At 56.7% G+C, this 24,727-nt stretch carries 21 protein-coding genes; 10 read left to right on the top strand and 11 right to left on the bottom strand.

Features of this window, described 5'->3' with window-relative positions:
• Positions 1–17 precede the first annotated feature (17 nt).
• Positions 18–2,381, top strand: coding sequence for a TIM-barrel domain-containing protein (locus FHC52_RS14290; protein WP_220420124.1), 2,364 nt, complete (start codon positions 18–20; stop codon positions 2,379–2,381).
• Positions 2,382–2,463: 82 nt separating this feature from the next.
• On the opposite strand, the gene FHC52_RS14295 is transcribed toward FHC52_RS14290, so the two are convergent.
• Positions 2,464–4,059: an ABC-F family ATPase gene (locus FHC52_RS14295; RefSeq protein WP_008501187.1), complete on the bottom strand. Its 1,596-nt coding sequence runs from the start codon at positions 4,057–4,059 to the stop codon at positions 2,464–2,466.
• A gap of 222 nt (positions 4,060–4,281) precedes the next feature.
• Here FHC52_RS14295 and ldtB point away from each other — a divergent pair, with 222 nt between their 5' ends.
• Complete coding sequence (gene ldtB / locus FHC52_RS14300; RefSeq protein ID WP_044596939.1) at positions 4,282–5,202, top strand: L,D-transpeptidase; 921 nt, start codon at positions 4,282–4,284, stop codon at positions 5,200–5,202.
• Between the two features lie 41 nt (positions 5,203–5,243).
• Here the strand turns inward: ldtB and FHC52_RS14305 are convergent, their stop codons facing one another.
• The 3 genes from FHC52_RS14305 to FHC52_RS14315 are packed head-to-tail and all read right to left on the bottom strand — an operon-like array spanning position 5,244 to position 8,726.
• Entirely contained in the window at positions 5,244–5,960 is a 717-nt protein-coding gene (locus FHC52_RS14305) for a GntR family transcriptional regulator (protein WP_058654708.1), read from the bottom strand.
• 15 nt (positions 5,961–5,975) lie between these two features.
• A complete protein-coding gene (locus FHC52_RS14310) occupies positions 5,976–7,298 on the bottom strand; it encodes a PTS sugar transporter subunit IIC (RefSeq protein ID WP_023292937.1) in 1,323 nt (440 codons plus the stop codon).
• A gap of 51 nt (positions 7,299–7,349) precedes the next feature.
• Complete coding sequence (locus FHC52_RS14315; RefSeq protein ID WP_008501183.1) at positions 7,350–8,726, bottom strand: glycoside hydrolase family 1 protein; 1,377 nt, start codon at positions 8,724–8,726, stop codon at positions 7,350–7,352.
• Between the two features lie 300 nt (positions 8,727–9,026).
• Between FHC52_RS14315 and FHC52_RS14320 the strand changes: the two genes are divergently transcribed.
• Positions 9,027–10,130: a succinylglutamate desuccinylase/aspartoacylase family protein gene (locus FHC52_RS14320; RefSeq protein ID WP_008501182.1), complete on the top strand. Its 1,104-nt coding sequence runs from the start codon at positions 9,027–9,029 to the stop codon at positions 10,128–10,130.
• A 114-nt stretch (positions 10,131–10,244) separates the two neighbouring features.
• On the opposite strand, the gene FHC52_RS14325 is transcribed toward FHC52_RS14320, so the two are convergent.
• From FHC52_RS14325 to mntR, 6 genes are all read right to left on the bottom strand, one after another.
• Entirely contained in the window at positions 10,245–11,285 is a 1,041-nt protein-coding gene (locus FHC52_RS14325) for an aldo/keto reductase (protein ID WP_126287682.1), read from the bottom strand.
• A 104-nt stretch (positions 11,286–11,389) separates the two neighbouring features.
• Positions 11,390–12,913 (bottom strand): efflux transporter outer membrane subunit, encoded by a 1,524-nt coding sequence (locus tag FHC52_RS14330; RefSeq protein ID WP_220420125.1) that lies wholly within the window; start codon positions 12,911–12,913, stop codon positions 11,390–11,392.
• Complete coding sequence (locus FHC52_RS14335; RefSeq protein WP_008501179.1) at positions 12,913–14,484, bottom strand: DHA2 family efflux MFS transporter permease subunit; 1,572 nt, start codon at positions 14,482–14,484, stop codon at positions 12,913–12,915. The genes FHC52_RS14330 and FHC52_RS14335 overlap by 1 nt, the downstream gene beginning before the upstream one ends.
• Complete coding sequence (locus FHC52_RS14340; RefSeq protein WP_008501178.1) at positions 14,481–15,575, bottom strand: HlyD family secretion protein; 1,095 nt, start codon at positions 15,573–15,575, stop codon at positions 14,481–14,483. The genes FHC52_RS14335 and FHC52_RS14340 overlap by 4 nt, the downstream gene beginning before the upstream one ends.
• A 101-nt stretch (positions 15,576–15,676) precedes the next feature.
• Complete coding sequence (locus FHC52_RS14345) at positions 15,677–16,786, bottom strand: anion transporter (RefSeq protein ID WP_063436505.1); 1,110 nt, start codon at positions 16,784–16,786, stop codon at positions 15,677–15,679.
• Complete coding sequence (mntR, locus tag FHC52_RS14350; RefSeq protein WP_008501176.1) at positions 16,783–17,256, bottom strand: manganese-binding transcriptional regulator MntR; 474 nt, start codon at positions 17,254–17,256, stop codon at positions 16,783–16,785. The genes FHC52_RS14345 and mntR overlap by 4 nt, the downstream gene beginning before the upstream one ends.
• 183 nt (positions 17,257–17,439) lie before the next feature.
• Here mntR and mntS point away from each other — a divergent pair, with 183 nt between their 5' ends.
• Together mntS and FHC52_RS14360 are read left to right on the top strand one after the other, a co-directional pair.
• Positions 17,440–17,568 (top strand): manganase accumulation protein MntS, encoded by a 129-nt coding sequence (gene mntS, locus FHC52_RS14355; RefSeq protein WP_008501175.1) that lies wholly within the window; start codon positions 17,440–17,442, stop codon positions 17,566–17,568.
• 283 nt (positions 17,569–17,851) lie between these two features.
• Complete coding sequence (locus tag FHC52_RS14360) at positions 17,852–19,435, top strand: phosphoethanolamine transferase (RefSeq protein WP_046092308.1); 1,584 nt, start codon at positions 17,852–17,854, stop codon at positions 19,433–19,435.
• Between the two features lie 147 nt (positions 19,436–19,582).
• Here the strand turns inward: FHC52_RS14360 and ompX are convergent, their stop codons facing one another.
• Positions 19,583–20,101, bottom strand: a complete 519-nt coding sequence (gene ompX / locus FHC52_RS14365; protein ID WP_008501173.1) for an outer membrane protein OmpX — start codon at positions 20,099–20,101, stop codon at positions 19,583–19,585.
• Between the two features lie 354 nt (positions 20,102–20,455).
• Here ompX and rhtA point away from each other — a divergent pair, with 354 nt between their 5' ends.
• From rhtA to glnQ, 5 genes are all read left to right on the top strand, one after another.
• On the top strand, positions 20,456–21,343 hold the full coding sequence (rhtA, locus tag FHC52_RS14370) for a threonine/homoserine exporter RhtA (protein ID WP_008501172.1): 888 nt from the start codon (positions 20,456–20,458) through the stop codon (positions 21,341–21,343).
• Between the two features lie 299 nt (positions 21,344–21,642).
• Positions 21,643–22,146 carry a DNA starvation/stationary phase protection protein Dps gene (dps, locus tag FHC52_RS14375; protein WP_008501171.1) on the top strand — a complete coding sequence of 168 codons (504 nt, stop codon included), beginning with the start codon at positions 21,643–21,645 and terminating at the stop codon, positions 22,144–22,146.
• Positions 22,147–22,508: 362 nt separating this feature from the next.
• The gene (gene glnH / locus FHC52_RS14380) at positions 22,509–23,252 is read left to right on the top strand and encodes a glutamine ABC transporter substrate-binding protein GlnH (RefSeq protein WP_008501170.1); all 744 of its coding nucleotides are present in this window, start codon (positions 22,509–22,511) and stop codon (positions 23,250–23,252) included.
• 93 nt (positions 23,253–23,345) lie between these two features.
• Positions 23,346–24,005 (top strand): glutamine ABC transporter permease GlnP, encoded by a 660-nt coding sequence (gene glnP, locus FHC52_RS14385; RefSeq protein ID WP_003858462.1) that lies wholly within the window; start codon positions 23,346–23,348, stop codon positions 24,003–24,005.
• Entirely contained in the window at positions 24,002–24,724 is a 723-nt protein-coding gene (glnQ, locus tag FHC52_RS14390) for a glutamine ABC transporter ATP-binding protein GlnQ (protein WP_008501169.1), read from the top strand. Before glnP ends, glnQ begins: the two co-directional genes overlap by 4 nt.
• Positions 24,725–24,727 lie beyond the last annotated feature (3 nt).

The raw sequence follows: 24,727 nt of genomic DNA on the forward strand, positions 1-24,727 counted from the left end.
TAGTGGATGTATTGCATATGAAAACCCTGAAAAACTGGACCGTTGATACGCAGTCGGCAAACCATCTTGAACTGCTGGTCGATAGCCAGCACCGCCTGTGCCTGTATGTGCTGGAAGAGAACCTGTTCCGCGTGCTGATCAAACGCAAGGGCGAGCTGGCGCTGGACCGCACCTGGAGCATCGCACCGGAAAAAGACGTGCCGTGGGAAGGTCGCCGTCGTGACGATATCTGCGGCTTCTCCTGCCCCGCCTGGACGCTGACGCAGCAGGAGGACACGTTAACGGTAGCAACCGAGCAGCTGCGCGTGACGGTCCACCAGCCGCTGTGGCTGGAGTGGCACTACCGCAATGACGCGGGCGAGTGGCAGCCGCTGGTCAACGACCGTCCCACCAGCGCCTACCTGCTGAACGCCCACGGCGACGGCGTGGCGCACTACCTCAGCCGCCGCAAGGACGAGCGTTTCTACGGCCTGGGCGAGAAAGCGGGCGATCTGCAGCGCAACGGTAAACGCTACGAGATGCGTAACCTCGACGCGATGGGATACAACGCCGCCAGCACCGATCCGCTGTACAAGCACATTCCGTTCACCCTCACCCGCCGCGACGACGTGAGCTACGGCCTGTTCTACGACAACCTGAGCAGCTGCTGGCTGGATCTCGGTAACGAGATCGACAACTACCACACCGCCTATCGCCGCTGGCAGGCGGAAGCGGGCGATATCGATTACTATATCTTTACCGGCAGGCGCGTGCTGGACGTCACCAAATCCTTCGTGCGCCTCACAGGTAAGACGCTGTTCGGACCGAAATGGAGCCTGGGCTACAGCGGCTCAACCATGCACTACACCGACGCGCCGGACGCCCAGAACCAGCTGATGAACTTTATCCGCCTGTGCGAAGAGCACGCCATTCCGTGCGACTCATTCCAGCTCTCCTCCGGCTATACCTCCATCAACGGCAAGCGCTACGTCTTCAACTGGAACTATGACAAGGTGCCGCAGCCGAAGGTGATGAGCCAGGCCTTCCACGACGCGGGACTGAAGCTTGCGGCTAACATCAAGCCGTGCCTGTTGCAGGACCATCCGCGCTACAGCGAAGCGGCTGAACGCGGTCTGTTCATTCGCGATTCAGAAACCGATGCACCCGAACGTTCCAGCTTCTGGGATGACGAAGGCTCACACCTCGACTTTACCAACCCGCAGACGGTGCAGTGGTGGCAGAACGGCGTCACCACGCAGCTGCTGGAGATGGGCATCGACTCCACCTGGAACGACAATAACGAATATGAAGTGTGGGACGGGGAAGCCCGCTGCTTTGGCTTCGGCAAGGAGATCGCCATCAAGCATATTCGCCCGGTGATGCCGCTGCTGATGATGCGCGCCTCGCTGGAAGCGCAGCAGCGCTTTGCGCCGGAAAAGCGTCCGTATCTCATCTCCCGCTCCGGCTGCGCCGGGATGCAGCGCTACGTCCAGACCTGGAGCGGCGACAACCGCACCAACTGGGACACCCTGCGCTATAACATCCGCATGGGGCTGGGCATGAGCCTGTCCGGGCTGTTCAACGTCGGCCATGACGTCGGCGGTTTCTCCGGCGACAAGCCGGACGCCGAGCTGTTCGTGCGCTGGGTGCAGAACGGCGTGATGCACCCGCGCTTTACCATTCACTCGTGGAACGATGACCACACGGTGAACGAGCCGTGGATGTATCCGGGCGTCACGCCTGCCATTCGCGGCGCGATTGAGCTGCGCTACCGCCTGCTGCCGTATCTCTACACCCTGCTCTGGCAGGCGCACGCCGACGACGAGCCGATGCTGCGCCCGACCTTCCTCGACCACGAGCACGACGCGCAAACCTTCAAAGAGTGCGACGACTTCCTGCTGGGCCGCGACCTGCTGGTCGCCAGCGTCGTCGAAGCCGGGCAGCGCGAGCGCCGGGTCTGGCTGCCGGATAACGAAACGGGCTGGTACGATTTTTACACCCACGCGTGGTATGCGGGCGGGCAATCCATCGTCCTCGATGCGCCGCTGGAAAAACTGCCGCTGCTGGTGCGCGCCGGGGCCGGTCTGCCTCTGAGCGAGCGCATCACGCATGTGAGTGCCGAAAAAGATACGACCCGCGAGCTGAAGCTGTTCCCGGTGAAAGGCGTCGGCACAACCTCGGGGCTGCTGTTTGAAGACGACGGTGAAAGCTGGGGCTACCTGAACGGCAATGCGCTGTGGGTGGAATGGGAGATGGTGTGCGATGGCGCAACCATAAACCTGAAGGTGAACGCGCGCGGCGACTATCGTCCGGCGTGGAAGGCGCTGAAGGTATCATTACCGGCGGGGGAAAAACGTACGCTGCGGGTGAACGGGGTTGAAAGGAGTGAGTGGGTGCTCTGAACATTGCCGGGTGGCGGCTTCGCCTTACCCGGCCTACAAAGTCACCCGTAGGCCCGGTAAGCGAAGCGCCACCGGGCTTTTTTTAGCCGTCGATACCTTTGCTGCGCAGGTAATCTTCGTAGTTACCGGTGAAGTCCACCACGCGCTCTGGCGTAATCTCGATCACGCGGGTTGCGAGCGAGCTGACGAACTCACGGTCGTGAGAGACGAAGATCAGGGTGCCCTGATACATCTCCAGCGCCATGTTCAGCGATTCGATCGATTCCATGTCCAGGTGGTTAGTCGGTTCGTCCATCACCAGGATGTTTGGTTTTTCCATCATCAGCTTGCCGAACAGCATGCGGCCTTTCTCGCCACCGGAGAGCACTTTAGCCGGCTTTTTGATGTCGTCCTGGCTGAACAGCAGACGGCCCAGGATGCTGCGCACCGCCTGCTCGTCGTCGCCTTCCTGCTTCCACTGGCTCATCCAGTCGAAGACGGTCAGGTCATTTTCGAATTCGTACTCATGATCCTGCGCGTAGTAGCCAATCTGCGCGTTCTCGGACCATTTCACGGTGCCGTTGTCCGGCTGCAGTTCGCCGACCAGGGTTTTCAGCATGGTGGATTTACCCACGCCGTTGGCGCCCAGAATGGCAATCTTCTCGCCCACTTCCAGCAGCAGGTTGAAGTTTTTAAACAGCGGGCCTTCATCGAAGCCTTTGGTAAGGGCCTCCACTTCCAGCGCGTTACGGAACAGCTTCTTATCCTGCTCGAAGCGGATAAACGGGTTCTGACGACTGGAGGCTTTAACCTCTTCCAGCTTGATTTTGTCGATCTGACGCGCACGCGAGGTCGCCTGACGCGACTTAGAGGCGTTAGCGCTGAAGCGGCTAACGAAGGACTGCAGGTCCGCAATCTGCGCTTTCTTCTTGGCGTTGTCCGCCAGCAGACGCTCGCGCGCCTGGGTGGCGGCGGTCATGTACTCGTCATAGTTGCCCGGATACACGCGCAGCTCGCCGTAGTCCAGATCCGCCATGTGCGTACAGACCATGTTCAGGAAGTGACGGTCGTGCGAGATGATGATCATGGTGCTGTCGCGGTCGTTGAGCGTCTGCTCCAGCCAGCGGATGGTGTCGATGTCCAGGTTGTTTGTTGGTTCGTCGAGCAGCAGGATGTCCGGGTTAGAGAACAGCGCCTGGGCCAGCAGCACGCGCAGCTTCCAGCCTGGCGCAACTTCGCTCATCGGGCCGTAATGCTGTTCAACCGGAATGCCGACGCCCAGCAGCAGCTCGCCCGCACGCGCTTCAGCAGAGTAACCGTCCATCTCGCCGTACTGCGTTTCCAGATCGGCCACCTTATAACCATCTTCTTCGCTCATTTCGGCCAGCGCGTAGATGCGATCGCGCTCCTGCTTCACTTCCCACAGCTCCGCGTGCCCCATGATCACGGTGTCCAGCACGGTGAACTCTTCGAAGGCGAACTGATCCTGACGCAGCTTACCGATACGCTCGTTAGGGTCGAGCGAGACGTTGCCGAGGGTCGGCTCCAGATCGCCGCCGAGGATCTTCATGAAGGTGGATTTTCCGCTACCGTTGGCACCAATCAGGCCGTAACGGTTGCCGCCGCCAAATTTGACGGAAATGTTTTCGAACAGCGGCTTACTGCCAAACTGCATAGTGACGTTGCTGGTAACTAACACGGGGAGATTCCTGCGAAAAGTGTGATAAACACGGCATTATGCCACAATTCCGAATTGAGATCCCGTGTTGCGGCAATCCACTAAACTTTAACAAAATCGAAAAAAATGTGATTTCGTACACATCTGAATTCCCTGTTAGCGGGAATGCACATATAATGCGCTCCCATCACAGATTCAGACTTATCAACTCATCGCCTGAATGGCTTAGATACCTCGCACAACATGAACATGAAATTAACAGCGCTTTTTGCGGCGGCGTTAGCCGTAGTAGGTTTTTGTAAGACCGCGTCTGCGGTGACGTATCCCCTGCCGACCGACGGAAGCCGTCTGGTGGGTCAAAACCAGGTGGTGACGGTGCCTGAGGGTAACTCTCAGCCGCTGGAGTATTTCGCCGCGCAGTACCAGCTGGGCCTGTCTAACATGCTGGAAGCGAACCCGGGCGTTGACCCGTACCTGCCGAAAGCAGGTACCGTGCTGAATATTCCTCAGCAGCTGATCCTGCCGGATACCGTTCATGAAGGTATCGTGATCAACAGCGCCGAAATGCGTCTGTATTACTACCCGAAAGGCACCAACACCGTTATCGTGCTGCCAATCGGTATCGGCCAGCTGGGCAAAGATACCCCGCTGAACTGGACCACCAAAGTTGAACGTAAGAAAGCGGGCCCAACCTGGACCCCAACCGCCAAAATGCACGCGGAATACATCGCTGCGGGCGAACCGCTGCCAGCCGTTGTGCCAGCCGGCCCGGATAACCCGATGGGTCTGTATGCTCTGTACATTGGTCGTCTGTATGCGATTCACGGCACCAACGCCAACTTCGGTATCGGTCTGCGCGTAAGCCACGGCTGCGTGCGTCTGCGTAACGACGATATCAAGTTCCTGTTCGAAAACGTGCCGGTCGGTACGCGCGTGCAGTTCATCAACGAACCGGTGAAAGCGACGTCTGAGCCAGACGGCAGCCGCTACATCGAAGTGCACAACCCGCTGTCCACCAGCGAAGACCAGATCAACAACAACGAGATCGTGCCGATTACGCTGAACAGCGCGGTGCAGTCCGTGACCTCTCAGCCTGACGTGGAAACCACCATCGTCGACCAGGCGATTCAGAACCGTTCCGGTATGCCGGTGCGTCTGAATTAATCACGCGCATCAAAAAAGCGGGCTTCAAGGCCCGCTTTTTTTTATCCGTTATTCACGATAACAATCCCGCCGTGGTCGTACCGATAGTGGCAGTGGGCATACTCCAGCGCGGTGCCATCTTCCAGATAAATGACCTGCTCCACCTCCAGCACCGGATCGGTTTCCTCACAGACCAGATGCTCTCTGTCCAGCGCGCTGGGCTTTAGCGCCCGCACCACCCGGTATGACCCCATAATTTTCAGCCCCAGGGTCTCCTGCACGTACTGGAACACCGAACCTTCAAGATGGCTTTTCGTCAGGCCCGGCACCAGATTCATCGGCATCACCGTGGAATCCAGCGACATGGGTTCGCCGTTTAATAAGCGCAGACGAATAAAGTCATAGACGGGCGCATCGGCGTTAATCATCAGCGACGCCTGCTCTTTTTCGTTCGGGAAGCGCAGTTCAAAATGCACCACCTGGCTCGTGACCGTGCCCAGATGTGCCCAGGTTTTGGTGGCACCGAAATAGTCGCTGCCGGAGAGATCCCACTGCGAGAGCTGGAGGAAGTTTTTGCGGATGAACGTCCCTTGCCCCTGGCGGGTATAGACCAGCCCTTCGACGATCAGCTGGCGCATCGCCTGCTGGATGGTCATCCGGCTGGTGCTGAACTCCGCCGCCAGCGCAAACTGGTCCGGGAGCGGTTCATTGGCGGCGTACTGCTGGCTGATAATGCGTTTCTTGATTTCCCGCGCTATGGTGATGTACTTCGCCGCCATCGTCCTTCCTTACAGTTAGTTTTCTATCCCGCTGTTTTTCAACGCCACTCGCTCGGCAATCTTGAGGAAAGGCAGGTAGAAGAATACACCAAATACGATGATTGCCAACTGCACTACCACCGCCCGCCAGTCCCCTGCCGTCGCCAGCCAGGCGCTGAGAATCGGCGGCGTGGTCCACGGGATCATCACCACGCAGCGCGACATGAATCCCAGCGTGGTACAGAGCCAGGCGAAGTAAATGCCGATGGCGGGCAACAGCACAAACGGGATCATCAGCGGCAGGTTAAAGACAATCGGCAGGCCGAAGATCACCGGCTCGTTGATGTTGAACAGGCCCGGCGCCAGCGACAGGCGCGCTACCTGCTTCGCCGACTGCTGGCGCGAGAAGATAAATATCGCAATCAGCAGCGAGATCGTGCTGCCGGTTCCGCCCACCATGCCAAACGTCGGCACGAAGATGTTGTTGATGATGTGCGGAATGGGCTGGCCGTTGGCGAAGGCCAGCATGTTCTCGTTGGTGTTGATCAGCAGGAACGGCTCCAGCACCACGCTGTTGACCACCGACTGATGAATACCGAGCGTGAACAGGAAGTTGCCGAAGCTGTAGATGAAAATCGTCCCCGGCAGGCTGGTGTTGATCAGCCGCAGCGGCTGCTGGATAAAGGTGGTAATGAGATGGATCAGATCCGTGTGCAGCACGTTTGCCAGCACGGCCGCCAGCACCGCGAACAGGGAGAGCGTGAGGATCGTTGGGATCAGCGCGGTAAAGGATTTGCTGACCGCTGGGGGCACATTTTCCCCGAGCGATATGTGCAGCGCCTTCAGGCGCGAAATCGCGATAAACACTTCCGTTGAGAGCAGCCCAATCAGCACCCCGGCGAAAATCCCGGTGGAGCCGATATTGGCGAAGGTCAGCACCTGCGTGACGTTCACCGCGGCGTCGCTGCCAACGGGCGTAACCTGTAAGCGCATCGGCATCATGATGATAAAACTGCTGACGGCGATAACCACTGCCGAAACCGGGTTGTCGAAATCTTTGTTGCGCGCCAGTGACCAGGCGATCATCGGGGCCAGCAGCAGCGCGGCGATGTTAAGCGTGCCGTTGATAATCGCCTCGCCCCACACTTTGAAGTGTGCCAGCGTATCGCCGTGAAAAATCCACGGAAACACCACGTTGTTCACCAGCACCGCCAGGCCGGCGAGGATGAAAATCGGCATCACCGTGGCGAAGGCGTCGCGCAGGGAGCGCAGGTGCACCTGGTTTGCCAGGCGCGCCGAGAACTCAACAAACTTATCGACAAAGGACTGCATATGCGGTGTGATTTTTGTTTCAGACATAGCGGCGTGTTCCCATCAATCAGTCACAAAAACGGCCCGGCAGCGTACGGCTTACATCTCGCGTCCGTTGGTATGGATAACCTGTTTTAACCACGCGTAGCTCTTCTTCGGCACGCGCCTGAGGTCTTTCAGGTCGTGGTTTTCCCGGTTGACGTAGACCACGCCATAGCGCTTACGCATGTCGCCCTGGGAGCTGAGAATGTCGATTAACCCCCAGCCGAGGTAGCCCATGACCTCTGCCCCATCCTCGAATATCGCCGCTTTCATCGCCTCGATGTGCGCCCGGTGGTAGTCGATGCGGTAGGTATCCTCGATGGGGTTGACGCCATCCCAGGACTCAATTACGCCAATGCCGTTTTCAATCGGGAAGACCGGCATGCGCCAGTCGTTGGCGTAGCGGGTAATGATGGTGCGAAAACCGAGCGGGTCGATCTGCCAGTTCCACTCGGTGGCTTTCAGGTAGGGGTTATTTTTCTCGCCGTGCAGCAGGTAATAGTTGACCGGCGTGCCTTCCGGGATCGCATCGCTGTCCAGCGTTTTGCTGGCGTAGTAGCTGAAGGCCATATAGTCGTTTCTGGTGCGCGCCAGTAGCGCTAAATCTTCGGCACGGTAGATATCACCAAAGCCTTCCTGCTCCACCACCGCCATCACCGCCGGGCTGTAGCCCTGCCCGGCAAAGACGCGCAGCAGGTTCTGGTTGAGGAACTCGTCATACTGCTGGGCGCAGAAGATATCGCGCGGTTTGCAGGTGGCCGGGTAAACCAGCTGGTGCGCCAGCATGCCGCCCATCAGCTGGCCCGGTTTTGTCTGGTGCAGGTATTCGGTCAACGCCATGTGCGCCACCATGGTGTGATGCTGCAGCTCGTACAGCTCGCGCAGGGTTTGATCGCCTTTCATGTAGCCGGAAATACGAAACGCTTCCGGCATATGGAAGATGTTCTGCTCATTGAAGGTCAGCCAGTACTTCACGCGGTCGCCAAAGCAGTCGATCATCTTTTTACCGTAGCGGATAAAGGCGTCCATTACGCGGCGGTCATTAAAGCCGTTGTACTCCTGCGCCAGCGCCAGCGGCATATCGAAGTGGTAGAGGCAGATCATCGGCTCAATACCGCGGGCGATGAGATCGTCAATAAAGCGGTCGTAAAACGCGATGCCCTCGTCGTTGAACGCGCCGTCACCCTGCGGACAGACGCGGCTCCAGGAGATCTGGAAGCGGTAGCAGTTCATGCCCAGATCCTGCATCAGGTCGAAATCTTCCCGGTAGCGATGGTAGGAGTCGGTCGCCACTTTCCAGTCGGAGATGTTCTCCCCAGCCTCACGAATGTCGTACACCGACATCCCCTTCCCGCCCTCGTTCCAGGCCCCTTCCGTCTGCATGCTCGATACCGAGTTGCCCCATAAAAAGTTGGCCGGCAGCTGATTGCTCATGTTTCCTCCCTATATGACTAGTCATTTAAAATTTCATGACTAGTCATATAGGCGAAGATGGCATGTCGATCAAAGCGGAGGATCGTTTTTTGTGAGATAGGTTAGAAAGAAGACGCCGGGCAGGAAAAATGAATCGCGCAAACCCTGTTATTGAGGCCGGTGCGTTAGCCTATGCAAAATCACATTTCCCGATCGTGCCGCTGGCTGGCCTCATAAAATCACTATTAACTTAATGAGCACGAACCACGGCCCAGGCCGAAAAATAAAAATCTCAACCCTATCAAATGGAAAATGACGCTCATGAAGATATCTACTAGCCGTATCGCATTCGCTCTCAGCTTAGCGTTGCCATGCTCAATGACTCACGCGGCAACGGTGTATACGGGTGATAAGGTGCAGGGAGTGCCGGTTATCTCGACTCTGGATGTATCAGACCTGACAGCAGGACAGCATCGCTTCATGTTCGAGGGGGTTGAGACAGGAACAGGACAGCGCTGGTATGTCCCCATCATGGTGGCAAAAGGGAAAACGGACGGGAAGAACGTTCTGCTGCAGGCGGGCGTTCACGGGGATGAGCTAAACGGAGTGCGCATCGTACAAAAAGTGATGGAACAACTGGACCCCGCAAAAATGAACGGCAGCGTTATTGGCATTATAGGTCCAAACCGTTCTGGACTTGAAAGGGTCTCCCGGACATGGTCCGTTTCAACCGATGGGGGTGAGACGATCGACTACAACCGCGTGCATCCAGGAAAAGAAACGGGTAACCCTGCCGAGCGTCAGGCATGGATGATGTGGAATAAGGTTTACAAAGGAAATGTCGACCTGGCGATTGACTACCACACCCAGTCTACCGGAACGGCTTATCCGCTGTTCATTTATGCCGACTACCGCAATGCGGATGCCCGGACGATTGCAGAACTTTTTCCGGCCGATCAAATTAAGAAAGATCCCGGCGAAGCCGGCTCAATGGAAACCACCTTTATTCAAAATGGTATCCCGGCGATAACGGCCGAGACGGGAGAGCCGAGGATTTACCAGCAGGATATGATTGCCCGGGGTGTAGAGGGTGCCCTCAATGTACTGATTCATTACAAGGTGATTGAAGGCAAAATCGGCGCAACCGCCAGCAGCAATAAAACGTATATTGGTAATGCGATCAGTTCAATACGAGCGACCACGGGTGGGTTTGCGGAAGTTTTCGTTAAACCCGGCGACACGGTCAAAGCAGGACAAGAGGTCGCCCTGCAGCGAAATGCATTCGGTGATGTTGTCGCGAAGTATTCAGCAGAGCGGGACGGCAAAGTACTGTCAGTTGGAACAGATGTCGTGAGAGAACCCCGAGCCCTGCTGGTAAGAATCCTTGAGCAAAACCCAGCGGCAACCTGCAAAGACGGTTGCTGATTCCCGCCACAGCCCATCGTTGAATCGGCAAAAGCGTGCTCAGTGAAATAAGCCGCTTTCGCCGATTTCTGTACCGATGGGCAAACAAATTTAAAAAATACCTGATGCGGAGAGTTACTGCTGCGCGAGCTGATTGCGGCGATACTCCCCCTGCCGCTCCAGCATCCAGCCGGGATACTCTCGCGGCAGCGCGCTCACCGCATCCAGCTGTTTGAGCTCGTCTTCGCTTAAGCGGATCCCGGTGGCGGCAATGTTGTCGTCCAGCTGTTCAACGCGTTTCGCGCCAATGATGACGCTGGTCACCGCTTTCTGGTGCAGCAGCCACGCCAGCGCGATTTGCGCGACGGAGACGCCCTTGCTTTCGGCGATAGTGCGCATCACGTCCACGCAGTCAAAGGCGCGATCTTTGTTCACCGGCGGGAAGTCAAACTCCAGACGGCGGCTACCGGCTTCGCTCTGCCCGTCGCGACCATATTTTCCGCTCAGCAGGCCGCCCGCCAGCGGGCTCCAGACCATCAGCCCGACGCCTTCGCTCTGCATCATCGGCACCAGCTCGCGCTCAAGATCGCGTCCGGCGATGGTGTAATACGCCTGGAGGGATGCGAAGCGCGCCAGCCCGAGGCGCTCGGAAATACCCAGCGCTTTGGCAATCTGCCACGCCGCCCAGTTCGAGACGCCGATATAGCGCACGTGGCCGTGCTGCACCAGGTTATCCAGCGCATACAGCGTCTCTTCAATCGGCGTGGCCGGGTCGAAGCCGTGCAGCTGATAGAGATCGATATGATCCAGCTGCAGGCGGCGCAGGCTCTCCTTCACGCTGCTGATGATGTGATAGCGCGAGCTGCCGCGCGAGTTCACTCCTGCCGTTCCCGTTTCGCCAAATACTTTAGTGGCGACGACCACGTTCTCGCGCGGAATTTTCAGGTTTTTCAGCGCCTGGCCGACGATCGCCTCCGAACGCCCTTCCGAGTAAACGTCCGCGGTGTCGATAAAGTTGATCCCGGCATCCAGCGCGCGGCCCACCAGCTGTTCTGCTTCACTTTGCTGGAGCTGACCTATCTTGCCCCACATGCCGCCTTCACCGCCGAAGGTCATGGTGCCGAGGCAGAGTTCAGAAACGAACAGTCCGGTATTGCCCAGTTTTTGATAACGCATAACGCTTTCCTCGCATGTCGATTGGGTGTCTGTTAGTTATACCCGCCCCTCAGCCATCGCGAATGTGGCGTTCCTGTCCGTTTCTTGCCCAATCCTCTGAAAATTTATCCGCGCGGGGCGTCGCCAAAGACGCTGTAGTCCGGTAATTGCACCTGCTGATACGGCTCCCAGCCGCCGCCGAGCGCCTTGTAGAGCGCCACCAGATCGAGCGCGCTTTGCACCTGCGCCTGCGCGCGCTGCTGCTCGGCCTGGCCCAGCTGCCGCTGGGCGTCCAGCACGTCAATGAAGCTGGCGATCCCCTGGCGGTAGCTGTCGCTGGCTAAATCAAAGGCGTTTTGCAAAGCGTCGATCGTTTTTGCGAGACCCGCTTCACGCTGCTGGTCGGTGCGATAGCTCACCAGCGCATTTTCGACATCGCCAAGCGCGGTGAGCACCGTCTGACGATAGTCCAGCACCGCCGCCCCCTGCTGCGCGCGCGCCACCTTCACGCTGGAGACCAGCCGACCGCCCTGGAAGATGGGAATGGAGACCTGCGGACCAAAGCTGTAGAAGTGGCTGCTCCAGTCGGTCAGCCAGTTGGTTTCGCTGTTGCGCAGGCCAAACTGCCCGGAGAGGGTAAAGCTCGGGAACAGCTCCGCCACCGAGACGCCGATTTGCGCCGTGGCGGCATGAAGGTTCGCCTCAGCTTCACGCACGTCCGGACGGCGGCGCGCCAGCGTCGACGGAATGCCGGTCTGCACGATATCCGGCAATGCGGGCATCGGCTGCACGCTTTGTAACTCCGCATCGAGCGCACCCGGCGGCTTGCCAAGGAGGATCGCCAGGCCATTCATCGCCTGCCGCGCCTGCGCCTGGTACTGCGGCAGCTGCGCCTCCAGGTTACCCAGCTGTGCCCGCGCATTCTCCACGTCCATCTGCGGCGACAGCCCGCCCCGCTGGCGGCTTTCGGTCAGATCCAGCGTCTGCTGCGCGCTTTTAATCTGGGTGTTCAGCGTGGCGATAATGCTCTGCGCCCCGCGCAGCTGGAGCCACGCGCGCGCCACTTCCGCCTCCAGCGACACCAGCGCGTCGTTACGCTGCTCGATAGCGGCTTTCTGCTGCGCTTCGGCGGCTTCCACCTGTCGGCGCACCTTGCCCCAGAGGTCAATTTCCCACTGGGCGTCGAAGCTGCCCTGGTAGAGGTTGATCGGCTGCGTCAGGGGGCCTAACGCGCCCCGCAGCTCAGGATCGACATTATCCAGCTGGTCATACACGCCGTGGGATTTCAGCTCCCCTTCCAGCCCGAGCTGCTGGCGCGTCGCCTGCAGATTGCCGTTCACCGACGGGTAAAACGCCCCGCCCGCCTGGTTAATCTGCTCGCGCGCGCCGGCGATGCGCAGCACCGTCTGCTGCAGCGTCAGGTTTCCGGCGATGGCGCGCTCAACCAGGCTGTCGAGCTGCGGCGAGCCGAAGGTCTTCCACCAGCGCGGATTGGTCGCGGCGGAGGTCGTCTGCGATTTTACCCCGCTGTCGCCCTTATCGTTCCAGTGCGTCACGGCAGGCGGCGCGGGCGGCTGATAGTCCGGCCCGACGGCGCAGCCTGCCAGCAGCATCATTATCATCAGGGGGTGTAAACGTCTGTGTATCATCAATGTGCTCCTGCACTCCCCTCGCTCTTAACCGGCGAGAGCAACAAACAAAACGGAATCAATAGCAAGGCCACGGCGCTCAGAAGGGTGAAGACGTCGATGTAGGCCAGGAAGCGCGACTGCTCAATCATGGTCTGGTACAGGCGTCCGGTGGCAATCCCGGTGGGATCCCCCACCTGGGTGGTGAAATTCTGGATCGCCTGGGCGCTCTCGCGTATCGCCTGCTGGAACTGCTCGTTAAACGGCGAGGCGTGGTACGCCAGATGCGCGCTGTGCGCCTGCGAGCGCTCGGTAATCGCCGCCGTCGACAGCGAGATCCCAACCGAGCCCGCAACGTTACGGAACATGGTAAACAGCGCCGCCGCATCGGCGTTCAGCCGTCGCGGGATCGAAATAAAGGCAATGGTGGTCAGCGGAACAAACAGGAACCCCAGCCCCAGCGACTGGGCGCTGCGAAACAGCACCAGCGTTTCGAAGTCGATATCCGGAGTGAGCGTGCGAGACCAGAAGAACGACACCGCCAGACAGGTAAAGCCAAAGGCGATAATCCAGCGCGTCTGCACCACCGGCATCAGCTTCAGCACCAGCGGGATCGTTAATACAATCAGCACCGCCCCGGGCGACAGCACCAGCCCGGACCAGGTGGCGGTATAGCCTAAATCCTGCTGCGCCAGCTGGGGGATCACCACCGAGCTGCCGTACAAAATCATCGCCATCCCCGCCATCAGCAGGCTGGAAATCGCAAAGTTGCGGTCCTTCATGCAGTGCAGATCCACCACCGGCTTTTTGGCATACACCAGCCAGTAAATGGCACCGATAATGCCGATTAGCGTTAACACCGCGAAGGTACGGATAAAGTTCGAGTAGAACCAGTCCTCATCTTCTCCCCGGTCAAGCATCACCTGCAGGCAGCCAAGCCCTAAAGCGATCAGGCCGATCCCCGTCCAGTCGATGGTCAGCTTCTCTTTAGACTTGCTCTCCCACGGCGGATCTTCCAGCAGCTGGTAAATCGCCAGCACCGTCACAATCCCCACCGGAATGTTAATAAAGAACACCCAGCGCCAGGAGTAGTTATCCGTAATCCAGCCCCCCAGCGTCGGGCCGAGGACCGGCGCAACGATGATGGCGATGGAGGAAAGCCCAAACGCTTTGCCGCGATCCTCGGGTTTGAAGTAGTCGAGCAGCACCGACTGCTGCGTAGGTTGCAGCCCGCCGCCAAAAAAGCCCTGCATCACGCGAAAGAGGATGATCTGCCACAGCTCGGTGGCGATGCCGCAGAGGAACGAGCAGACGGTGAACATGACGATGCAGATCAGGAAGAACTGCTTGCGGCCGAACACCCGGCTCAGAAACGCCGAGATGGGCAGCACGATGCCGTTCGCGACCAGGTAGCTGGTTAACACCCAGGTGGATTCGTCATAGCTGGACGAGAGCGAACCTGCAACGTGGGGCAGCGCCACGTTCACGATGGTGGTGTCCAGAATTTCCATAAACACCGCCAGGGTGACGACAATCGCCACCGCCCACGGATTGCTGGCGGGCTTCCAGCTGTCGTGGCTGTGATCCGTCATTCCACCGTCACCTTCGGCGCGACCGACAGCCCCAGCGGCAGCGGTTTGTTCGGATCGAGCCCCTTATCAATCACGATTTTCACCGGCACGCGCTGCACAATTTTGACAAAGTTACCGGTGGCATTTTCAGCCGGGAAGGCGGAGAAGCGCGAGCCGCTGCCCTGCTGGATACTGTCAACGTGGCCCTCAAGCGCCATATCCGGCCACGCGTCGACCGACACGGTGACTTTATCGCCGGGCTTCATGCGCTCAAGCTGGGACTCTTTGAAGTTCGCCACCACCCACACGTTCGGCGAAACCAGCGAGAACAGCGCCGTACCCGCCTGCACCAGCGTGCCGGGCTGCACGTTGCGTTTGGTGACAAAACCGTCGAATGGGGCGCGGACTTCGGTGTAAGAGAGGTTCAGATTGGCCGTTTCCAGCTGCGCTTTGGCCTGTTCGACCTGACGCTCGCGCGCTTCAACGTTGGTTTCCTGCTGGCGAATTTGCAGCTGTACCTGCTCTGCCACTTCCAGCTGCGCCTGAGCGCTGGCCAGACCCGCCTGGGCACTGCGCAGTTGCGCATTCGCAGAATCAATACTTTGCTGGGTGGTCGCCCGCGGATCGACGCCGCGCTGGCGGCGATACTCCGCCTGCGCGTTCGCCAGATCGGCCTGCGCTTTCAGCACCTGCGCTTTGGCTTCGTCACGCTGGGCGGGATACTGCACTTTGGAGAGTGCGAGCTGCGCCTGGGCCTGGTGCAGCTGCGCGATAGCCAGCCCAAGCTGGGCCTGGGCCTGATCGCGCTGCGCGGTGGTATCACGCGGATCGATGACCACCAGCAGATCGCCTTTTTTCACGCGCTGGTTATCGCGCACCCGCAGCTCGGTGACGTAGCCTGCCGTTTTCGGGGCAATCGTCACCACGTCGCCGTCGGTAAAGGCGTCGTCGGTCGTCTCTTCGTTACGGGTTAAAAACCACCAGACCAGCGCCACGACGACCATCACCACCACGACAATGCCGAGGATAATTAACGGTTTTTTGCCCGGGCGCTTACGCTCATTATTATTTTTGTCCTGCTCGTCAGCAGGTGGAGTTTGATCTTCAGCCATAGTTCAGCAACGGTCCTGTCAGTGAGCGGCATCACACTATGCCGTTCACTAAAGCTAGGACGTTGCTATACGTTTGCCAGGAAAAACTGACAAATTGCGCACTATATGAGAAGGAATATTCCGAAACCGATCGCCGCGGCCCAAACCAGCATCGGGATTGACCAGAGATGGAAGCGCCACCAGATGCGGCGATCGTTGGCCATGCGCAGGGCAATCAGGTTGGCCAGCGAGCCGGGCAGCAGCCCAAACCCGCCGATATTCACCGCCCAGGCCAGCAGCGTGTCCGGCGGAACATAGTTGAGCAGCAGAATGGTGGAAGGCACGTTGCTGATAAACTGCGACAGGCCAATCGCCGTCAGCCACAGTCCCGGCTGAGACAGCGTGCTGACGCTGTGGAGCACGTTTTGCAGCACCGGAAGCTGGATAAGCAGATGCACATCAATAAACATCACCATAAAGACCAGCAGCAGCGTCCAGTCCACGCTGACCAGCACGCGCCGCGCCAGGACGACAAAGCCCGCGGCGACAAGCAACACGCCCGCCACCTCATACTTCAGCTCCAGCGCGAACAGAAAGACGATATATAACCCGAGGCAGCTCCAGACCAGACGCGGCTGCCACTGCGGGCCCGTGGTGCCGCTGTGGTACTGCAGTTTTTTATCCGGAAACGCAAACCAGCAGACCGCCAGCAGCGACAGCATCATCACCAGCGCCAGCGGCGCCATCTGCCAGGTAAAAGCGGCGAACGACAGCCCGGAACGGCCCCAGAGGAGGATATTTTGCGGGTTACCGATGGGCGTTAACAGAGAACCGGCATTAACGGCGAGCGCTTCGAAGATGATCAGCCGGCTTACCGGGATCTCGCAAAGCTTACGCAGCGTGAGGGTGAGGGGCACGATGATAAACAGCGCCACGTCGTTGGTCAGAAACGTCGACAGCACCGCGGCGGAAAACACCATAAACAGGGACAACCTGCGCTCGGTGGCAAAGCGGCGCACCATTTTACGGCCCAGAACGTCAAAATAGCCGCTCAGCTCAACCCCTTTGGTGAGCATCATCAGGCCGCTCAGGGTAATGATGGTGCGCCAGTCAATGGCAGCGGGCCAGGCCTGCGGCGCAAACGGCACAAAGAGGCTTAACCCTGCGCCAGTGAGTAATAAGAGATGGAAGAAACGATCGCGTGCCAGGGCCTGCAGTCCAGGGATTTTCATTCAGCGGAGGGACCATATTTAAGGGTAAATTCGCGAAACTTCACCAGCGTCTCTTCGCTGACGTGGTGTTCCATGCCTTCCGCATCCCGGCGGGCAATCTCCGGGCTGACGCCCAGCACCAGTAAAAAATTCTCGACAAGCTGGTGGCGCTCGCGGCTCTCCTGCGCGAGTTTCTCCCCTTCCGGCGTCAGAAAGACCCCGCGCCAGGGGATCATTTCAATTAGGCCCACGGAGGCGAGACGTTTTAACATTTTTGCGACAGTTGGCTGCGATACCCCCAGCCTGGCGGCCATATCGACCTGACGCGCTTCCCCGACCTCACGAATCAGATCGGAAATGAGTTCAACATAATCATCAATCAGTTCACGCCGGTGCGCTTCACGGACCTGGCGAAAACCTTCGACATGCTCTTCAACATTCACCAGTTGCGTCGTTTTTTTAATGGTTGGCTTACCTGCGCGACGGTTCATTGTACTTCCTCAGTGGGGTGACGCTTCCAGCGCCCGGTATCGAGAGCGCACATTGTAAACCATCCCTCCACAAGCACAAAAAATTAACGAAATAGCCATAGCTATACAATATAGCTTGTGCTATATCTGTATGTAATGCAGTCACCCTTCACGGATCGAAGGGATCAAAAATCAGGAGGTCTTATGAACGAATTCAAGAGGTGCATGACCGTGTTTACCCACTCACCCTTTAAAGTGCGCTTAATGCTGCTGAACATGCTGTGCGATATGTTTAACGGCAAACCGCATCAGGATGATAAACCTTCCCACTAAGCGGCGTTGCGGTACGCCGCTTCATTTTCCCGTCACAATCTCGCTCTAAACTGGCTCCCAGCCGCCTTATTCCCGATCTTTTTTACGGATTTGCAATCCCCTTCGCAAAACATCTGCTTAGCAACTGTTGATATTATTTAGCGCTCGCACTATCTTCTTGCAGCCCTGCACAATTTGCGGCTCGCTGAAGCGGACCCTCATTCCCTCTCCACGCACTGTCAGGCAGGTTATGACCCTTGACGCCAGGGTGAGCACATGGCGTTTTCATCCATGATAGTGACCTATGAATGTAACCCTGATAGATACCGTTGTGACCCGCAGCCGGGCCTTAAGCCCGTGGACGGGTTTTTACTTTTTGCAGTCATTACTGATTAACTTTGCGCTGGGTTATCCCTTTAGTCTGCTCTACGCGGTGGCCTTCACCTGCATTCTGCATGTGCTATGGCGCGCCGCCCCGCGCGCGCAAAAAGCGTTAATCGGCATCTGTTCGCTGGTTGCGGCACTCTATTTCCCGTTTGGTCAGGCGTACGGCTCACCAAACTTTAATACCCTGCTGGCGCTGCACTCGACCAATATGGAAGAGTCGACGGAGATCCTGACGATCTTCCCGTGGTACAGCTACGTGGTCGGGCTCTTTATCTTCGCATTGGGCGTTATCGCCATTCGTCGTCAGCCGGGCGAGAAAAAATCCTGGGGTAAGATCGAAATACTCTGTCTGGTGTTCAGCATTGCCGTGGCGTTTGTCGCCCCCATCCAGAACATTCCCTGGGACGGTAAGCTAAGGCTCACCAATATCGGCTATCCGGTTTTCCGCTTCGTGAAAGACGTCGTTGTCAATAATAAAGAGGTTCTCGACGAACAGGCCCGCATGGCTGAGCTTTCCAATATGAAAGATACCTGGAACGTGCTGGCCGTGAAGCCGAAATATCACACCTATGTAGTGGTGATTGGTGAAAGCGCGCGTCGCGATGCAATGGGCGCGTTTGGCGGCCACTGGAATAACACCCCGTTTGCCAGTTCGGTCAAAGGCACCCTGTTTACCGATTATGTCGCGGCCAGCGGCTCGACGCAGAAATCACTCGGTCTGACCCTTAACCGGGTGGTGGATGGCAAACCGCAGTATCAGGATAATTTCGTCACCCTGGCAAACCGCGCGGGTTTTCAGACGTGGTGGTTCTCTAATCAGGGGCAAATTGGCGAATACGATACGGCGATTGCCAGCATCGCCAAGCGGGCTGACGAAGTGCAGTTCCTGAAAAATGGCGACTTTGAAGCTGACAAAAACACTAAAGACGAAGCGCTGCTGAAAATGACGGCGCAGGTCTTCGCCACCCCGCGCACCCAGCCGCAGCTGATCGTTCTGCACCTCATGGGGTCGCACCCACAGGCCTGCGATCGGACAGGCGGAAAGTACGCGGAGTTTGTGCAGTCCAAAGAGACCTCCTGCTATCTCTACACCATGACGCAAACCGACGACCTGCTGAGCAAGCTGTACGATCAGCTGCGCAATACGGGCGACAGCTTCTCCATGGTCTATTTCTCGGATCACGGGCTGGCGTTTAAAGAGCGCGGTAAAGAGGTGCAGTATCTGGCGCACGATGACAAGTTCCAGCAGAACTTCCAGGTGCCGTTTATGGTGCTGTCGAGTGACGATAAAACGCATCGCGTCATTAAAGCACGCCGTTCAGCAAATGATTTCCTGCAGTTTTTCTCGCAGTGGACGGGGATTACCGCCGGGCAGATAAAAAATGTTTATCCGTTTGTCTCTAACAAGAAAGCTCCCCCAGTGTACGTTACCAACTTCAAGTTACAGAAAGTTGACTACAACCATCTGGGTACGGATATTTTTGATATTAAGAATAAGTAATTGCCGTCTCGTGCGGACCGATGCCCTCTCCCACGGGGAGAGGGAACCAACACTCAAAACGGCAACCTCAGGTTGCCGTTTTGCTTTTATCTTCGACAAAAAAAATCCGCCACAGTGGGCGGATTTTTTATTTAATCACCGAAGTGATTAGAAGCGGTAACCTACGCCCGCGATCCAGGTGCCAACGTCAACGTTGCGGATACGGCTCTGCTCATAGGAGAAGTCCAGAGCAACGTCCTGGATTGGGTTGAACTGCAGGCCTGCGCCATAGGAGAAGCCGTAGTCGCTGTTGCTTGCAGTGCGGTTCAGACCTTCGTTTTCGGTCTGCTGGAATTTACCGTAGCCAACACCTACAACACCGTAGATGCTTGCCCAGTCGTTCAGACGGTAAGCTGGACCAGCAGTGATACCGTAGTACTGGCCTTTGTTGTATGCGCCGTTTTCAGAACGATCTTTCTCGGTGTAGGTGAAAGAACCGATCACGCCCAGTGGGTTGTTATCCTGCTCGTAACGATACTTCAGGTTGAAACCGTTAGCTTTGTTCATCACGCCCTGATAGTCGCTCTGAGCGTAACCACCAGTAACAGTAGAAGTAGCAGCTACAGCGGTACCTGCGGAAACAGCCAGTACAGCGGCCAGTGCTGAAAGACATGCAATTTTTTTCATAACTACCTCAAATGTGATCCAAGTAAGTCCGTAAGTTTTAAATATATCAAAAAAATTTGCGAAACTCTTTGTGATTCGTGATGTCTAATGAAGCCTTTCCTGTAACAGAACGTTTCCAGCGTAAGCTATCTCTTTCAAATCACATGCAATTTTCACTACTAAATGCGCATAGTGCGCGTCTGCGCCGTTACATTCATCCAGATTATTCCTAATCTGACAGGCGATAAATCCACCAGCGCTTATCCATTTTACGGATTTCACCTGCTTTTTTTTCAACAGCGCCTCAACCGTCGCCGCATATTTCCTTTACACTGCAACCTTTACCTCATTTGACATAAGCTGACAGGAGAAAGGATGCCTGGGTTATCCCGCACGTCGTCGGTCTGGTTGCCGGTTGCAGTCATACTCATTGCCATGTTGTCCATTCAAAGCGGCGCCTCGCTGGCAAAATCGCTTTTTCCACTGGTTGGCGCGCCCGGGGTGACCGCCCTGCGTATTGTTCTGGGCACGGCGATACTGGTGGTCATTTTCAAACCGTGGCGACTGCGCTTTAAAAAGGAGCAGCGTTTACCGCTGCTGTTTTATGGACTCTCCCTGGGGGCGATGAACTACCTGTTCTACCTCTCCATCCAGACGATACCGCTGGGTATTGCCGTCGCGCTGGAGTTTACCGGCCCGCTGGCGGTGGCGCTGTTCTCCTCCCGACGTCCGGTCGATTTTATCTGGGTCGTGTTGGCCGTACTGGGCTTATGGTTCCTGCTGCCGCTGGGCCAGAGTGTTTCTGAGATTGACCTGACGGGCGCAGCGCTGGCGCTGGGCGCAGGTGCCTGCTGGGCTGTCTATATCCTCACCGGCCAGCGCGCAGGGGAAGAGCACGGACCGGCAACGGTGGCGCTGGGTTCCCTGATTGCGGCCATCGTGTTTGTGCCCATCGGCATGGCGCAGGCGACAGAATCGATCTGGCAATGGTCCGTCATGCCCATCGGGCTGGCGGTTGCGATTCTCTCTACCGCACTCCCCTACTCTCTGGAGATGATTGCCCTTACGCGTCTGCCGACGCGCATATTTGGCACCCTGATGAGCATGGAGCCTGCGCTTGCAGCCATTTCCGGGATGGTGTTTCTCGGTGAAACCCTGACACTGACCCAGACGCTGGCGCTCTGCTCGATTATCGCGGCATCAATGGGATCGACGCTCACCATGCGCCCCGAACCTAAAGTTGAGAAAGTGGATATCAACTAAGGCCATATATTCTGCATGGCTTCCACGCCATGCAGAATAAAGGCCAAAAAGACAGTCGTTATAATTTCTTACACTCTGATTCCTGCCAGCTAAATATCCCTCTGCGCTGAGTTCCTCATTCAGCAATTAAGATTGATCTGTATCAATTTAAAAATTATTCAATATTTTCAATACATTAATTTCTCAACCTCCTTCTCGCTATTAAACCGATAGGCACAGCCAAACCGCAGAGAAAAAATCCGGTGCTATACTTAGTTCCGTAATTACCTGGGACATAAACATCAAGAGGATATGAGATTATGAGTACCGCTAAACTGGTGAAAACGAAAGCGTCTAATCTGCTTTATACCCGTAACGATGTATCGGACAGCGACAAAAAAGCGACCATTGAGTTGCTGAATCGCCAGGTGATCCAGTTCATCGATCTTTCGCTGATCACCAAACAGGCCCACTGGAATATGCGCGGTGCAAACTTTATTGCCGTTCATGAAATGCTGGATGGCTTCCGCACAGCACTGGTTACCCACCTCGATACGATGGCTGAACGTGCCGTTCAGTTAGGCGGCGTGGCGCTGGGTACCACACAGGTGATCAACAGCAAAACCCCGCTGAAAAGCTATCCGCTGGATATCCATACCGTTCAGGATCACCTGAAAGAGCTGGCGGACCGCTACGCGATTGTGGCGAACGATGTGCGCAAAGCGATTAGCGAAGCGAAAGACGAAGATACCGCAGATATCTTCACCGCCGCGTCCCGCGATCTGGATCAGTTCCTGTGGTTCATCGAATCTAACATCGAATAATTCATACGAATTTTCTATCAAACCCTCGCCTTCCGGTGAGGGTTTTGCACATCTATGGTGCACGTTTTTTGCCTGAGAACGTGCAAAAGTGAAGAAATTGTAATAATCACCTCACACAACCGTTAACGGAAGATTGTTTTTTCGTCAGAATTTACGCTAAATATCTCCCCGTCAGTTGAGCCAAACGAGGCGCACCAAAACAGTGCTCCACTTTGGTGCAATAAAACCTCATTGCCCCATTTATTGTGCAATGCATGACATCATCCCCTTTGCAAAACAACAGCTTGTAAAGTTGGCACGATTTTTTCATTGTGCCACCTGTTCTCGCAGGGGATCGCCCCGTGGATATAAAAGGAAATGCTATGAAGTCTGTATTAAAAGTTTCACTGGCTGCACTTACCCTCGCTTTTGCGGTGTCCTCTCAGGCTGCCGACAAACTGGTTGTGGCGACCGACACGGCGTTCGTTCCGTTTGAATTCAAACAGGGTGATAAATACGTTGGTTTTGATGTGGATCTGTGGGCCGCAGTCGCAAAAGAACTCAAGCTGGATTATACCCTGAAGCCGATGGACTTCAGCGGCATCATCCCGGCACTGCAAACCAAGAACGTTGATCTGGCGCTGGCGGGTATCACCATTACCGACGAGCGTAAAAAAGCGATCGACTTCTCTGACGGCTACTACAAAAGCGGCCTGCTGGTGATGGTCAAAGCCGATAATAACGACGTAAAAAGCGTGAAAGATCTCGACGGCAAAGTGGTGGCAGTGAAGAGCGGCACCGGGTCAGTTGATTACGCGAAAGCGAATATCAAAACCAAAGACCTGCGCCAGTTCCCGAACATCGACAATGCGTACATGGAGCTGGGTACCGGCCGCGCTGACGCAGTGCTGCACGACACGCCAAACATCCTGTACTTCATCAAAACCGCGGGCAACGGCAAGTTCAAATCTGTGGGCGAATCTCTGGAAGCTCAGCAGTACGGTATCGCCTTCCCGAAAGGCAGCGACGACCTGCGCACGAAAGTTAACGGCGCGCTGAAAACGCTGAAAGAGAACGGCACCTATAACGAAATCTACAAAAAATGGTTCGGTACCGAGCCTAAATAATTTCACCTGAATTCAGGTTTGTAACGCCCGGTGGCGCTGCCGCTTACCGGGCCTACGTTTTTCGTTTTTCACCACGGTATACAGGAATACATCATGCAGTTTGACTGGAGCGCCATCTGGCCTGCCATTCCACTCTTGCTTGAAGGCGCTAAAATGACCCTGTGGATTTCGGTCCTGGGTCTGGTTGGCGGGTTGATTATCGGTCTTGTCGCCGGTTTCGCCCGCACCTACGGTGGCTGGATTGCAAACCACATCGCACTGGTTTTCATCGAAGTGATCCGCGGAACCCCCATTGTCGTGCAGGTCATGTTCATCTACTTCGCCCTGCCTATGGCATTCACCGACCTGCGCATCGACCCGTTCAGCGCCGCCGTCGTCACCATTATGATTAACTCGGGCGCCTACATTGCGGAAATTACCCGCGGTGCGGTGCTGTCGATTCATAAAGGGTTCAGTGAAGCCGGTCTGGCATTAGGCCTTTCACGTCGCGAAACGATCCGCCACGTTATTCTGCCGCTGGCGCTGCGTCGCATGCTGCCACCGCTGGGTAACCAGTGGATCATCAGCATTAAAGATACGTCGCTGTTCATTGTTATCGGCGTGGCCGAACTGACCCGTCAGGGGCAGGAGATCATTGCTGGCAACTTCCGCGCGCTGGAAATCTGGAGTGCGGTGGCCGTTGTCTACCTGATCATTACTCTGGTTCTGAGCTTCGTTCTGCGTCGTCTTGAAAGAAGGATGAAAATCCTGTGATTGAATTTAAAAACGTTTCCAAGCACTTTGGCCCAACCCAGGTGCTGCACAATATCGATCTGAACATCAAACAGGGTGAAGTGGTGGTGATTATCGGGCCATCCGGCTCCGGTAAGTCTACCCTGCTGCGCTGCATCAACAAGCTGGAAGAGATCACCAGCGGCGACCTGATTGTCGACGGTCTGAAGGTGAATGACCCGAAAGTGGATGACCGTCTGATTCGTCAGGAAGCGGGCATGGTGTTCCAGCAGTTCTACCTTTTCCCGCACCTGACGGCGCTGGAGAACGTGATGTTTGGCCCGCTGCGCGTGCGCGGTGCCAACAAAGCGGCGGCAGAAGCGCTGGCCAAAGATCTGCTGGCGAAAGTCGGCCTGGCTGAACGCGCGCACCACTACCCTTCCGAGCTGTCCGGTGGTCAACAGCAGCGCGTGGCGATTGCCCGTGCGCTGGCGGTCAAGCCGAAGTTAATGCTGTTTGATGAACCTACGTCCGCACTCGACCCGGAGCTGCGTCACGAGGTGCTGAAGGTCATGCAGGATCTGGCGGAAGAAGGGATGACGATGGTTATCGTGACCCACGAAATCGGCTTCGCGGAGAAAGTGGCGTCCCGCCTGATCTTTATTGATAAAGGCCGTATCGCGGAAGACGGTAACCCGCAGGAATTGATTGCGAACCCGCCGAGCCCGCGTTTGCAGGAGTTCCTGCAGCACGTCTCCTGATCC

It is taken from the genome of Enterobacter sp. EC_64 (genome assembly GCF_019584165.1).
Classification (GTDB): Bacteria; Pseudomonadota; Gammaproteobacteria; order Enterobacterales; family Enterobacteriaceae; genus Enterobacter; species Enterobacter roggenkampii.

Bases quoted from the DNA above. Each gene is read 5' to 3' on its own strand.
- FHC52_RS14360 (WP_046092308.1), top strand. From the start codon at position 17,852: ATGAATGTAACCCTGATAGATACCGTTGTGACCCGCAGCCGGGCCTTA.
- ompX (WP_008501173.1), bottom strand. From the start codon at position 20,101: ATGAAAAAAATTGCATGTCTTTCAGCACTGGCCGCTGTACTGGCTGTT.
- FHC52_RS14335 (WP_008501179.1), bottom strand. From the start codon at position 14,484: ATGACGGATCACAGCCACGACAGCTGGAAGCCCGCCAGCAATCCGTGG.
- FHC52_RS14315 (WP_008501183.1), bottom strand. From the start codon at position 8,726: ATGAGCAATCAGCTGCCGGCCAACTTTTTATGGGGCAACTCGGTATCG.
- rhtA (WP_008501172.1), top strand. From the start codon at position 20,456: ATGCCTGGGTTATCCCGCACGTCGTCGGTCTGGTTGCCGGTTGCAGTC.
- FHC52_RS14305 (WP_058654708.1), bottom strand. From the start codon at position 5,960: ATGGCGGCGAAGTACATCACCATAGCGCGGGAAATCAAGAAACGCATT.
- mntS (WP_008501175.1), top strand. From the start codon at position 17,440: ATGAACGAATTCAAGAGGTGCATGACCGTGTTTACCCACTCACCCTTT.
- glnH (WP_008501170.1), top strand. From the start codon at position 22,509: ATGAAGTCTGTATTAAAAGTTTCACTGGCTGCACTTACCCTCGCTTTT.
- FHC52_RS14340 (WP_008501178.1), bottom strand. From the start codon at position 15,575: ATGGCTGAAGATCAAACTCCACCTGCTGACGAGCAGGACAAAAATAAT.
- FHC52_RS14345 (WP_063436505.1), bottom strand. From the start codon at position 16,786: ATGAAAATCCCTGGACTGCAGGCCCTGGCACGCGATCGTTTCTTCCAT.
- FHC52_RS14310 (WP_023292937.1), bottom strand. From the start codon at position 7,298: ATGTCTGAAACAAAAATCACACCGCATATGCAGTCCTTTGTCGATAAG.
- FHC52_RS14330 (WP_220420125.1), bottom strand. From the start codon at position 12,913: ATGATACACAGACGTTTACACCCCCTGATGATAATGATGCTGCTGGCA.
- FHC52_RS14325 (WP_126287682.1), bottom strand. From the start codon at position 11,285: ATGCGTTATCAAAAACTGGGCAATACCGGACTGTTCGTTTCTGAACTC.
- mntR (WP_008501176.1), bottom strand. From the start codon at position 17,256: ATGAACCGTCGCGCAGGTAAGCCAACCATTAAAAAAACGACGCAACTG.
- FHC52_RS14290 (WP_220420124.1), top strand. From the start codon at position 18: ATGAAAACCCTGAAAAACTGGACCGTTGATACGCAGTCGGCAAACCAT.
- glnP (WP_003858462.1), top strand. From the start codon at position 23,346: ATGCAGTTTGACTGGAGCGCCATCTGGCCTGCCATTCCACTCTTGCTT.
- dps (WP_008501171.1), top strand. From the start codon at position 21,643: ATGAGTACCGCTAAACTGGTGAAAACGAAAGCGTCTAATCTGCTTTAT.
- FHC52_RS14320 (WP_008501182.1), top strand. From the start codon at position 9,027: ATGAAGATATCTACTAGCCGTATCGCATTCGCTCTCAGCTTAGCGTTG.
- ldtB (WP_044596939.1), top strand. From the start codon at position 4,282: ATGAACATGAAATTAACAGCGCTTTTTGCGGCGGCGTTAGCCGTAGTA.